This window comes from Yinghuangia aomiensis (assembly GCF_039542225.1).
Classification (GTDB): domain Bacteria; phylum Actinomycetota; class Actinomycetes; order Streptomycetales; family Streptomycetaceae; genus Yinghuangia; species Yinghuangia aomiensis.
This window is the reverse complement of record NZ_BAABHS010000076.1, coordinates 1-11,415: the sequence shown is the minus strand read 5'-3', so window position 1 is coordinate 11,415 and position 11,415 is coordinate 1. Positions and strand designations below refer to the sequence as shown.

13 protein-coding genes and 1 pseudogene are annotated in these 11,415 nt (G+C 72.7%); 7 read left to right on the top strand and 7 right to left on the bottom strand.

The window, feature by feature from the left end; genetic code table 11:
* Window positions 1-1,236, top strand: a 1,236-nt coding sequence (locus ABEA93_RS41750; RefSeq protein WP_345681247.1) for an outer membrane protein assembly factor BamB family protein, incomplete at its 5' end; no start/stop codon positions are given.
* Between the two features lie 227 nt (window positions 1,237-1,463).
* On the opposite strand, the gene ABEA93_RS41745 is transcribed toward ABEA93_RS41750, so the two are convergent.
* Both ABEA93_RS41745 and ABEA93_RS41740 read right to left on the bottom strand, forming a co-directional pair.
* Window positions 1,464-2,030: a hemerythrin domain-containing protein gene (locus ABEA93_RS41745; RefSeq protein ID WP_345681248.1), complete on the bottom strand. Its 567-nt coding sequence runs from the start codon at window positions 2,028-2,030 to the stop codon at window positions 1,464-1,466.
* A gap of 98 nt (window positions 2,031-2,128) precedes the next feature.
* On the bottom strand, window positions 2,129-2,518 hold the full coding sequence (locus ABEA93_RS41740) for a hypothetical protein (RefSeq protein ID WP_345681250.1): 390 nt from the start codon (window positions 2,516-2,518) through the stop codon (window positions 2,129-2,131).
* Window positions 2,519-2,570: 52 nt separating this feature from the next.
* Here ABEA93_RS41740 and ABEA93_RS41735 point away from each other — a divergent pair, with 52 nt between their 5' ends.
* Window positions 2,571-2,702 (top strand): hypothetical protein, encoded by a 132-nt coding sequence (locus tag ABEA93_RS41735; protein ID WP_345681249.1) that lies wholly within the window; start codon window positions 2,571-2,573, stop codon window positions 2,700-2,702.
* A gap of 42 nt (window positions 2,703-2,744) precedes the next feature.
* Here the strand turns inward: ABEA93_RS41735 and ABEA93_RS41730 are convergent.
* The 3 genes and pseudogenes from ABEA93_RS41730 to ABEA93_RS41720 form a co-directional block, all read right to left on the bottom strand.
* Window positions 2,745-2,984: pseudogene (locus tag ABEA93_RS41730) on the bottom strand (RNA polymerase sigma factor); the annotation flags it as partial.
* A gap of 340 nt (window positions 2,985-3,324) precedes the next feature.
* Window positions 3,325-4,434 carry a carbohydrate binding domain-containing protein gene (locus ABEA93_RS41725; protein ID WP_345681246.1) on the bottom strand — a complete coding sequence of 370 codons (1,110 nt, stop codon included), beginning with the start codon at window positions 4,432-4,434 and terminating at the stop codon, window positions 3,325-3,327.
* Window positions 4,435-4,545: 111 nt separating this feature from the next.
* Window positions 4,546-4,701: a hypothetical protein gene (locus tag ABEA93_RS41720; protein ID WP_345681245.1), complete on the bottom strand. Its 156-nt coding sequence runs from the start codon at window positions 4,699-4,701 to the stop codon at window positions 4,546-4,548.
* Here ABEA93_RS41720 and ABEA93_RS41715 point away from each other — a divergent pair.
* The 3 genes from ABEA93_RS41715 (at window position 4,682) to ABEA93_RS41705 (ending at window position 6,746) form a co-directional block, all read left to right on the top strand.
* A complete protein-coding gene (locus ABEA93_RS41715; RefSeq protein WP_345681244.1) occupies window positions 4,682-5,167 on the top strand; it encodes an ATP-binding cassette domain-containing protein in 486 nt (161 codons plus the stop codon). The genes ABEA93_RS41720 and ABEA93_RS41715 overlap by 20 nt on opposite strands.
* A 41-nt stretch (window positions 5,168-5,208) precedes the next feature.
* On the top strand, window positions 5,209-5,448 hold the full coding sequence (locus ABEA93_RS41710; protein ID WP_345681243.1) for a hypothetical protein: 240 nt from the start codon (window positions 5,209-5,211) through the stop codon (window positions 5,446-5,448).
* Between the two features lie 134 nt (window positions 5,449-5,582).
* The gene (locus ABEA93_RS41705; RefSeq protein WP_345681242.1) at window positions 5,583-6,746 is read left to right on the top strand and encodes a TetR/AcrR family transcriptional regulator; all 1,164 of its coding nucleotides are present in this window, start codon (window positions 5,583-5,585) and stop codon (window positions 6,744-6,746) included.
* Between the two features lie 77 nt (window positions 6,747-6,823).
* On the opposite strand, the gene ABEA93_RS41700 is transcribed toward ABEA93_RS41705, so the two are convergent.
* Complete coding sequence (locus ABEA93_RS41700; protein ID WP_345681241.1) at window positions 6,824-8,035, bottom strand: oxygenase MpaB family protein; 1,212 nt, start codon at window positions 8,033-8,035, stop codon at window positions 6,824-6,826.
* A 184-nt stretch (window positions 8,036-8,219) separates the two neighbouring features.
* Here ABEA93_RS41700 and ABEA93_RS41695 point away from each other — a divergent pair, with 184 nt between their 5' ends.
* Window positions 8,220-9,383: an acyl-CoA dehydrogenase family protein gene (locus ABEA93_RS41695; protein WP_345681240.1), complete on the top strand. Its 1,164-nt coding sequence runs from the start codon at window positions 8,220-8,222 to the stop codon at window positions 9,381-9,383.
* A 33-nt stretch (window positions 9,384-9,416) separates the two neighbouring features.
* On the opposite strand, the gene ABEA93_RS41690 is transcribed toward ABEA93_RS41695, so the two are convergent.
* The gene (locus ABEA93_RS41690; protein ID WP_345681239.1) at window positions 9,417-10,454 is read right to left on the bottom strand and encodes a MerR family transcriptional regulator; all 1,038 of its coding nucleotides are present in this window, start codon (window positions 10,452-10,454) and stop codon (window positions 9,417-9,419) included.
* 125 nt (window positions 10,455-10,579) lie between these two features.
* Between ABEA93_RS41690 and ABEA93_RS41685 the strand changes: the two genes are divergently transcribed.
* Window positions 10,580-11,125 (top strand): DUF4383 domain-containing protein, encoded by a 546-nt coding sequence (locus ABEA93_RS41685; protein ID WP_345681238.1) that lies wholly within the window; start codon window positions 10,580-10,582, stop codon window positions 11,123-11,125.
* The last annotated feature ends 290 nt before the right edge of the window (window positions 11,126-11,415 follow it).

Genomic DNA, 11,415 nt, shown 5'->3' with positions numbered 1-11,415 from the left:
GGCGGCGCGAAAGCGGCCGGGGCCGCGTCGCCGCCCGGCGTCGGCGAGTCCGCGGCCGGGCCCGGGACGGCGCCGGCGACCCCGGCCGCGGTGCCGCTGCCGACCGGACCGGCCGGGCCGCTGCCCCCGCCGACCGGAAAACGCAACGTGCTCGACGGGCCGGACGCAGCCGTGCGGCGGACCGTGAACGCCCAGCAGCAGATGGTCGACCTCGCGGTCCGCGCCGGGTCGCTCATCGTGTCGTCGGTCGTCGGACGCCATGCCTTCGACGGGGCGGGCACGCTGCGCTGGACCCTGCCCGTCGCGTCGTTCGGCCGCTCGGACATCGGAGTTTCCGCCGACGGCCGCACCATCTTCGTGGTCGGCATGAGCAGCCTGGCGGGGGCGCTCGTCGCCGCCGACGCCGCCACGGGCACGAAGGCGTGGTCGGTGCCTCTGCCCTACCCGGGCGTCGGGCTCGGCACGGTGGTCGGCGTGTCCGGCGGCCTCGTCGTCGTCTCCGGGCTCCAGCCCGGAGCGGCGGACCCGCTCAACTCGGGTTTCGTGTGGGCCGTGGACGCCCGCGACGGCACCGCCGTGTGGCAGACCACAGGCGTGAGCCTGGTGCTGACGTCACCGTCCGGCACCCGCACGGTGACCGGCACCACCGTGGGAACGACCGGAACCCGCCTGCAACTCGTCGATCCGGCGAAGGACGGCGCCACCGGATGGCAGAAGACCGTGCCCCGCGCCTTCTTCGCGACGCCCGGAGTCGTCACCGGCGCCTCGGGTGCGGCCTGGGCGGGCGAGAACCTGCTGTACGCGAGCAGCAACGCGGCGACCTTCACCAGCGACGTCACGAAGTGGGACGGCGCAACCGGCGACAAGGCCTGGTCGTTCACGGCGCCGGGCGTGCGCGCGGTCGGCGCCGACCCGGGCAGCGGCCGCGTCTTCGCGGTCACCAACAACGCGCTGTACTGCGTCGACGGCCGCACCGGCGAGGCGGTCTGGCGGACCGCGCTCGCGGGCGGCATGTTCGGCATCACCGAATCGGTCAAGTGCGACGCCGGCAACGTCTACACGCTCGACGCCACCGGCACCGTCTGGGCTGTCGACATCGCCACCGGCGCCACCCGCTGGAAGTTCCACGGCGCGGCCCGGTCGGTCACCTCCCTGCCGTGGGACGCCGCCGGAGGCGCCGTGTACGTCGCCTCCTCCGACAACACCGTCGCGGTCCTCGACGCCTCGGGCCTCTGACCCGGGCACCCGTGAGCGGGCCGGCACGAGGGGGCCGGCAGACGCCCCTGGGCCCCGTGGCGCTTGGGGCGTTCGTGGAGGTTGCCGAAGCCGGGGAGCTCGTGCGCGGTGCGGCGGCGGCCGTCCCGCGGCATCTCGGCGGGCTCGACCGGCTTCACGATGTCCGGCGAATCGTCTCGCTCGTCGGATGGCACGGGTGTGGCGAAGCGCCGCGGGGCCTCTCCGCGTCAGCTCCGCCCGCGCCCGCTGACCAGGTCGCGGGCCCGGTCCACGAGACCGACGCCCGGGGCGAGGACCTTGTTGGCCGGGGGAGTGTCCGGTGCGGACGGGTGCGGCCGGGTCGGTGCCCGGCGTTTGGCGTTGCGGACCTTGTCGCCGAGTTCGTCGAGCATGTCGGCTTCGCAGTACTGCGCCAGGGCCGGGAACAGGCGCTCCTCCTCGTCGGCGACGTGCGTGCGCACCTCGGAGGCGATGTGGCGGCACAGTTCGGCGAACCGCGGTTCGTCCTCGGGGGTGCCCTCCAGTTCCTTGAGCAGTTTCTCGATGCCCGCGTGGTCGGCGAGCTCCTTGTCCGCGAGGGCATGGCCGCCCGCGACGTGCTCGCGCACCACGGGGTACAGGTACTGCTCCTCGGCCACCGCATGCCGGACCAGCTCGATCGTGATCCGGTCGGCCAGACCGCGGCGTTCGCCGGGATCCGCGAATATATCCAGGTTACGGAACATCCGCTCCACCTCGCGGTGGTCCGCGGTCAGTTCGGTGATCACATTGCCGCCGTGTCCAGGGGTGTCCATATCGGTACCGCTTTCCCGAGAGTCGAAAGAGGGCTGCCCCGGCGGCTTCCCCGGACGCGCGATATGACACACGGCGCCCGGGGCCTCGCTGCCGCAGGTCAGCCGCGCGGCTGCGGCAGCTCGATGCGCGGTTGGCCGTTCTCGGACGAGAAACGGGGGGCGGTGGGGTCCGGGGCCGGCCGGCAGGGAGCGACCGGCCCGGCCGCCAGGTGGGTGGTGCCCACGGAGCCGCCGACCTCCGGGTCGTCCGGGTCCGCCCAGATGGTCTGGGTCAGCACCAACGTCGTTCCGGGGGGCATCAGTTCGGGGCGGACCTCCTGCCAGTTCCGCCGGTAGTAGGCGATTTCCTCGTCGGTCTGCAGCCGGTCCGTGGGGCCGGTGAGCCAATGGACGATGCCGTGGAGGGCCTCGTCGGAAATCGCGTACTCCGTGAACCGGCCGCCCTGGCACTTCATGCCGATGGGAACGTAGTCGATCCGCGCATTCACGCCGAGCTGCCGCAGCCGGGCTTCGAGTCCCTGCGGGTCGCGGAAGTCGTTGATGGCGAAGCGGACCGAGCCGTCGGGTTGCCGGACGACGGTGTACGCGGCCGCCCGCGCGGTCTCGCCGGTGAGTGCGGACGCGGCGATACCCAGTGCCGCGGCGGTGGCGACCGATGCCGCCAGCCCGTAGGCGATCCGGCGGCCGCGCCCCCGCGGCTTCGCGGGCGGACCGTCGGCGCGCGTCGGCGACGACGTTCCGGGCGACGCCGTACAGCCAGGCGCGCTCGCCGCCTTCCGCCCCGCGGTAGGTGTGCGCCGAGCCGAGCGCGGCGAGGAAGACGTCCGCGGTCAGGTCCGCGGCGTCGTGGGGATCGTCGACCCGGCGGGCCACGAAACGCGCCACGGCGTCGATGTGCGCGCGATAGAACGCCTCGAGGGCGGCGGGGTCGTGCGCGATGCCGGCGACTCTCACGGGAGCGCGGGCATCGGTGGTGGCGTCCGGACTGCGGTCGGCGGCGGGCGGCGGCAAAGAACCTCCCCGGTGGATGTGTGCGGTCACGGGTTATTGGTTCGGGGACGCGCGGGAGTTACAGCCGCCGGCCCGCACCTCGCTTCGGAAGGCCTTCAATAGCGTGACGTACGGCCGTACACATGACCGTGTGGGATGACCGCGACGGGGCCGGAGGAGGACAGGGCCGGCCAACGGCGCAGGCCCCGGCGGCCGCTGCCGTGCCCACCTCGTCGGGCACGGGAACGGCGCCGTCGCCGCGCTCGTCGCAACTGACTCCGCCGGGGCCGGACGCCTGCGGCCGTCAGCCCTCGCGCGGCGGGTTCTCCGGCGGACGCCAGGACGGGGTCGCCCCGTCCGCCTCGGGCTCGTCCTCGGGTGGGAACAGCGCGGGCGGAGGCGTGAAGACGACGTTGTCGGCGAAGGTCGGCGGAACCGGCGGGTGCGCCCCGGCAGCGTCGTCGCCGGCCTCGGACGGCGCGCCCAGGCCGTCCGACGGCGGTGCGGCCGACGGAGCGGCGTGCTCCGGCGCGCCCGGCGGAACGGCACTCACCGACCACACCGAATCCAGGGCGTTGTGGTCCGGTGCAGCCGGGTGGGGGAGCGGACCGGAGGGCGGGTCGAGGGGCGGTATGGACTGCGCGGGCGGAACGGCCGGCGCCGGCATGTACCGGGGCGGAACGGCCTGCGTCGGCATGTACTGCGCGGGCGGCACCGCTGACCCCGGTGCCGTGGAAAGCCCGTCCCCGCCGGGCACGGCCGTGTCCCGGCGCCGTCGCCGTACATGCATGCCGAAGGCACCCGCCGACACGAGCGCCGCGGTCGCCGCCGTCGCGATCAACGCGGTGTCCGGCCCGGTGTCCGGCCCCTTGCCGTCCTTGGCCGAGACGGCGTCCACCATGACCGAAACGTCACCGTCCGCACCGCCGAGTTGGAACGTGAGCGCCGCCCCGTCGATCTTCTGGCCCGCGGTGAAGGGGAGTTCGAACGTGCGCTTGTCCTTCTCCAGCTGGACCCGCTTGTCGAACGCGATGGCGTACGGGGCCTGTTCCTGCTGCACGGTGACGCGGATCATCACCGGTTTGTCGGACCGTGCGGTGAATTTCAGGACATACTCTTCGCCCTTCGCGAGCGAGAACCCGGTCTGCCCGACCATGTAGTCCCACGAATTCGACGACCCGCCGGGCACCTGCACCCGCAGCACCTTGCCCCCGCCCATCGCGGGGTCGGCCATCGTCGCCGTGGCGGCCGCGCCCGAGGTCCACCAGTCCGCGGCACCGTCCTCGAACCCGCCGTTGTGGATCAGCTCCGGGCGCCCGCCGTCGCCGTCCCCGAGCGCCGCCTTCGCGGCAAAGCCGCCGGCGGCCAGCACGGCCGCCGCACCGCCCACGATCACCGCACGCGGTGCACGCAAACCTGCCGTCCCTTGCCCAGGGCCCTCGGGCCTCCCGTTCCGAACCGGACTGTCGGAAGGTTAGTGCCAACGCCGCCCGGCGACGAAGGCGACCACGACGACGTCAGCCGGTCAGCGTTCCTCGGCGCGCCGCGGCCCGTCCCCCTCCGCGTCCCGCCGCGACAGTCCGAGCGAGCGCACCCAGATCTTGTTGAGTGTGTCGATCAGCGTCTCCGCCTCGTACTCGACGCCTTCGTACGACCACGCCATGACCACGCGCTCGACCATCAGCGACAGAGCGTGCGCCGTGTGCCGCGGGTCCAGGGTCTTCCACCGGCTGACCGTCGCGGAAAACCTCCGCCTCTCCCGGAGCCCCGGCGGCTTCGGACCCGCCCTCGACCGCTTTCCGCAGCTCAGCGGACTCCTGGACCGCCGCTGCGGCGCCCTGTCCGGCGGCGAACAGCAGCTCCTCGCGATCGCCAAGACCCTGCTGCTGCGCCCGCGCGTACTGCTGATCGACGAAACGAGCACGGGCCTGTCGCCGGTCGCCGTGCAGCGGACACTGCCGATCCTGCGCCGCCTCGCCGACACCGAAGGGACGGCGATCGTGCTGGTCGAGCAGCACATCGACCACGCACTCGCGGTCGCCGACGAAGCCGTCGTACTCCACCACGGGCGAATCGTCCTCGCGGGCCGCGCGGCCGACCTCCGCACCGACCGCGACCGCATCCGGCGCGCCTACTTCGGAAGCTGACCGTCCTCCGGCCGACGACCGCACCAGCAAAGGACCCCGCCTTGGACGTCGACGCCCGGCAGCGCGCCGCGCTCACCGCCATCTGCGACACCTTCAACCCCGGCGACGGCGCCGCCGTCCCCTCCGCGCGTGCGCTCGGCGCCGTCGCCGAACTGCTCGCGGGGGCGCAGCCGCGCGCCCGGGACCGGCGGCAACTCGCACGCCTGCTCTCCGTGTGGGATTCCGGGGCGACGGTGAACGCCGCACAGCCCGCGGACCGGCTCGGTGGCACCCCGGCCTGAGGCGGTGCCGCGGCCCGGGAAAGCCGCGCCGACCCCGCCTTCGGGCGGCGCGACGCGGCCGGCCGGACGGCCCGCCCCCTGTGATTCACTTGCCCCATGGCCGTGTCCGCGCTCGTGTCCGCCCAGGTCTGTCGGTGACCGCCGAACAGACTGCCGCCACCCGGCCGCGCAACCGCAAGCAGCTCATCGTCGACGCCGCGGGGCGGGTTTTCAGCGAACGCGGCTACCACGCGGCGTCCATGGAGGAGATCGCGGCCGGAGTCGGCATCACCGCGGCCGCGCTGTACCGGCACTTCCCGAACAAGTACACGCTCTTCGTCGCGTGCACGAACGTGCTGGCGGACGGCCTGGTCGCGGCGCTCGACGCGGTGCCTGCCGATGCCGCCTTGGCCGACGTCCTGGGCGTCCTGGCGCGCAGCACCGTCGCGGGCCGGGCCTCCGGCGGGTTGTACCGGTGGGAGGCGCGGTACCTCGCGCCCGACGACCGCCGGCTGCTGCGGGCGAAGTTCGGGCTGGTGGTCGGCCGGGTGGCGGAGGCGGTGCGGCGCGAGCACGGGACACCCGGCGAACGGCTGCGCGCGGTGGCGGCTTTGGGTGTGGTCGGCTCCGTGACGATGCACCACACGTCGCTGGCCCAGCGCCGCCTGGAGGACCTGCTGCTGGAGTCCGCCCTGAGCGCCGCGCGGACCGATCCGGCGACGGGGGCCGGAAGCGCGCGGCGCGTCGAGCTGCCGGTGCCGCCGGTACCGCGGACCCGGCGTGCGGAGATCCTCGCGGCCGCCGTCCCGCTCTTCGCGCGGGACGGCTTCGCCAACGTCACCAACGGGCAGATCGGGGAAGCGGCCGGGTTGGCCGCCTCCGTGCTCTACCGCTCTTACGCGGGCAAGGTCGACATCCTGGTGGCGGCGTGCCTCCAGGCGGCGGAGCTGCTGTCCCAGGCCGTGAACCAGAACCTGCACGGGGTGGCCGAACCACACGCGGCCGTGGCGGTGCTGGCCGCGACGTACGTCGCGTACAGCTTCGAGAACACCGCCCTGACCAGCGTCGCCGAAGGGGAGGTGCGCGGCCTGCCGGACACCGTGCGGCGCCCCGTGATCCTCGCGCAACGCGAGCACATCGCGCTGTGGGAGCAGCAACTGGGGGCGGCCCGGCCGGAGTTGGACCCGCGGCAGGCCCGGGTGCTGGTGCACGCCGGGTTCGGCGTGGTGGTCGAGGTCGGCCGCCTGCTGCGGTGGCGGGATTCGCCGGGGAACCGGGAAGCGGTCACCGCGCTGGTCGTGGGTGCCCTGGGGCTGTAGCGGGGAGGGCGCCCCGCGGCCGGTTCGGCGTCCGTGCCGCGGGGCACCGTTCGGGGCGCCCGGTCCGGGCGCCGGACTCAGGCGCCGGGCCGGTTCGCCGACGGCAGGGTGACGGGGGTCTGCGTCGCCGACGTGCCGTTGTTGAGGAAGAGCATCGCGACGCCGCGCACGAACTGGTCGAACAGGTAGTAGTTCACCGGCATGATCCACGACGTCTTCTCGCGGAAGGCGACATACAGCGGCCAGCCGGCCTCGATGATGCCGCGCGAGATGAAGTCGTGCGGCAGGCCCAGCCAGTCGGAGTACGCATCCCCGATGAGGTAGCGGACCATCTCGCTGACGAACCCGGTGTCCAGCCCCAGCACGGGCCGCTCGATGTACCCCAGCAGGGTGTGCGCCAGGCTGGTGCCCTCGGTCGTGGGCGCGAGGTCGGGCCACAGCATCTGCTCGGCCTGGGCCACCGCGTCGGCCCAGCTGGCCGGGATGAACTGGCGCTGCACGCCCAGCAGATGCAGGGCGACCTGCCAGGCGTGCAGGTCCGCGTTCTGCTCGGCCGCCGACATCGGCACGTGCCACTTGGCGAAGTTCAGGTGCGTGAACGTCGCGGTGGAGTGGAACGTGCGCAGGATGTCGCCGTTGCTGATGGGCTTCGGCTGGTCGGCGGTCGCCTGGAACTTCGCCGACGTGGGCAGCAGGTTGCGCACGGTGGAGTGCACCAGGCGGGTCTTGTTCGCGGTGACCACGAAGTGCCCGTTGGGGCTCCAGGCATCGGCGGCGACCATGTCGTAGCCGAAGGTGAAGGTCTTCGCCGCGCGGGCCTTCATGTCGGCCCCGCCCGCCGACCAGTAGACCGCGCGGGATTCCCGCGGGATCACCGTGCTCAGGATTCCGCTGCCGAGGCTCAGCGACAGGAACAGGTACATGCTGAGCCGCTTGTAGAGCTGCTGGGACGCGGCGAGGACCGACCGGTCGGCCCACGACGGCAGTTGGTTGACCTGCTGCAGGTAGGACTTCAGGTAGCCGGGCATGCCGGCGGGCAGCGGATCGCCGTTGTTCGTCCACGCGTTCCACGCCGTGTTGACCGACGCGGTCGCGCCGTCGGCCAGGATCCGGGCCGCCACCTGGTCGGGGACCGGGTCCCACACCGTGAACGGATCGGTGACCGTGTCGGTCGCGGCGAGCGAGCCCGCGGACGACCACGACCACGCCTTCGGGGCTTCGAGCGCCACACCGGCGAGCCCCAGGGCGGCGCCGAGCTTCAGTGCCCGCCTCCTGCTGAGATTCTCCATTTACTTAATGACCTCCAGCCAGGAACGTTCAGGCCTTGATCCAGGGCTGGCTCGCCCGCCGAATCGGACGAGACGAGCGTTGTCTCAAGGGTGTCCGATAGCGCGATTCTTCATTAACATATCGAGGTGTGTCGGGGACGGCAAGGGTTCCGTCACCGCCCGCCCGATCCGGACAGGAGTCCCGATGACCGTGGTGATCCCCGGCAGGCGCCCCCTCTACGACGACGACCACGAACTCTTCCGCGAGACGGTGCGCGCCTTCGCCGACAAGCACGCCGGACCGAACGCCGAACGGTGGCGCAGCGCGGGACGGGTCGACCGATGGCTGTTCAAGGAGGCCGCCAAAGCGGGCATCCTCGGCTTCAACATCCCCGAGGAGTACGGCGGCGCCGGAGTCGCCGACTTCCGCTTCAACGCGGTGATCGGCGAGGAGTTCTCCCGGCACCCCGGTTCCGACGGGCTCGCCGGATTGTCGCTCTCCAACGACATCGTCGTGCCGTACTTCACCGACCTGGCGGACGACGGCCAGAAGGCGCGCTGGCTGCCCGGCATCGCCGCCGGAGACCTGGTCGTCGCGGTCGCGATGACCGAGCCCGGTACCGGCAGCGACCTGGCCGGCATCGCCGCGACCGCCGTCCGCGACGGCGACGACTATGTGGTCAACGGCAGCAAGGTCTTCATCTCCAACGGCCAGAACGCCGACCTCGTCGTCACCGCCGTCCGCACCGGCCCCCACCCCCACCACGGCATCAGCCTGCTCGTCGTCGAAGCCGACCGCCCCGGCTTCTCCCGCGGCCGCAACCTGGAGAAGATCGGCCTGCACGCCCAGGACACCAGCGAACTGTTCTTCACCGACCTCCGCGTGCCCGCCGCCAACCTGCTCGGCGAAGAAGGCTCGGGCTTCACCTCCCTCATGCGCAACCTGCCCCAGGAGCGCATCTCCATCGCGGCCGGCGCCATGGCCTCCATCGAAGGCGTGCTGGAACGCACCGTCGAGTACGTCAAAGAACGCAAGGCGTTCGGCCGGCCGATCGGCTCCTTCCAGAACACCCGGTTCCAACTGGCCGAGATGGTCACCACCGCCCGCGTGGGCCGCGCCTACCTCGACGACCTGCTCGCCCGGCACACGCGCGGCGAACTCGCCGCCGCGGACGCCGCGGCGGCGAAGTTCTGGGCCACCGAGCAGTACGTCGACATCGTCGGCCGCTGCCTCCAACTCCACGGCGCCTACGGCTACATGCTCGAATACCGCATCGCCCACGACTACCTCGACTCGCGCATCTCCACCATCTACGGCGGCACGACGGAGATCATGAAGGAGATCGTGGGGCGCGACCTGGGCCTGTAGGACCCCGGCGCGCCGGGAAGGCAGCGGGTCCCGTCAGATCCCGTCGGTGAGCATGCGCACAGCGTCGCGGAGACTCGACGGCGCCGGTATCCCGCCGCGCCCGCGGGCCGCGTTCCAGCCCGGGCCGGCGGGAATCACCGTCGTCATCCTCGCGCGCGGCAACGAGCGCACCGCCGCCACCGTGTCGGCATCCGCGGTGGCCGCCGTGTGCGCCCACACGACGACAGCGCCCGGACCGGTGCGCCGGACCGCCTCGAGCAGCGCCGCCCGCGGCAACGACGCACCGAACATGCGGACCGGCACCCCGCGTTCGGTCAGCGCGGCGGCAAGCGCCTCCAAGGGAAGCGTGTGCAGCTCGCCCGGAGCGCACGCCAGCAGCACCCCGCGCACGCCCGCGCCGACCGGGGAGGACCCCGGAGCACGATCCGGCTTGCCGCGCGCGACGGCCGCGGCATCGGCGGCACGGTGCAGCGCGGCCGCTACACAGCCCGCGAGAAGGTGCTCCACCTCCACGTACTTGGTGCCGTGGGCCCCCGCGCCCGGGGCGGCCGCGGTGTTCGCCCATTTGCGGCCCATGCCGAACAGGACCGGGACGACGAGATCGTGCCACGCGGCCACGACCCCGGACGCGGCGAACGCCTCGTCCAGCAGTCCCCCGACCGCATCGGCATCCAGCCGCATCGCGGCCTTCGCGAGGCCCTGCGCCGCCGGGTGCGTGTCGGCCGCCGATCGGCCGAGCGGCAACGTGGCACCCCCGCCCGCGCGGCGGGGCGGCCGCGGGCCCGGTGCGTGGGACGGCGCGGCGAGGGCCAGCGCGGCCGCCTCCGCGGGCGGAACCCCGGCAGAGGTGAGTGCGCACATGTATTCGAGTCGAGTCAGGTCCGTCGCCGTGTAGCGGCGGTGCCCGCCGGGCGTCTGCCCGTGCGCACCGATGCCGTACCTGCGCTCCCAGCTGCGCAGCGTCGCGACGGCGACCCCGATGCGCTGGGCGGCGGCCCCGATCCCGAAGGAAGGTTCGGCGGCGGTGCCGGACGGCAACACGGCGACGGCGGGGGCGGGTCGGTCGTTCATGGGAGGTCCGTCCGGGGGAGTGCGGAAAACCTGTGCAAATCCTTGGCGACTTGCATCCATGATACCTCCGCGGAGGCTGGAGGCAGCGGCCGTCGCACCGGCGGCCCCAGCGACGGGAGACCACCGTGAAGCTCTCCGAAGAACTACCCGTGGACCACCGGTTGAGCCAGGTCTACCGGTTCGGTGCCGGACTCACCGGTCTTGTGCTGCTGACCTTCGGAAGCCTCGGCTTCGCCGACCGGCTGGCCTATTTCGACACCCACGGCAGCAACCTCGCCGGACTCAGCACGAACGGCGCACTGAGCACCGTGTCGATCGTCGTCGGCATCGTGCTCGTCGCGGGCGCCGTCATCGGCGGCAACACCGCCTCCACGCTCAACACCGTGGTCGGCGTGCTCTTCATCGCGAGCGGATTCGTCAACCTGTTCCTGCTGGACCGCAGCGGCAACATCCTGGCTTTCCGCATGCCGAACGTGATCTTCAGCTTCCTGGTCGGCCTCATGGTTCTCACCTTCGGCCTCTACGGCCGGGTCAGCGGGAACCTGCCCCACGACAATCCCTACTGGCGGGCGCGCCACCCGGAGCAGGCGGAACGCGAGTCCCACACCGCCCTGCCCGCGGCATCCGCGACGACGTGGACCGCCGACAGCAGCCCGGCACGGCGCTCGTGAGCCCATCGCCCTCGACCGTGTCGCACGGGGCCGCCGAGCGGCGCCGCGGCCCCGGACGCCGCCACCGGCACCCCGCCCCGGCACGGCCACCGAAGCGCCGCACCTGGGTGCGGCGCCCTGCGGCGACCCGCGGCGGCCCGGCGCGGGTCGCCGCAGGCTCGTGTGAAGCTCCTATAGATCGTCAAGTGGTCTGTAGGAGCGGTGGTTGGGTGGTTGGCTGGCGGGTCAGGTGCTTGTAGATCTCGCGGGCGATGAAGCGTTTGAGGCAACGCAGGATGTCTTTCTTGGAC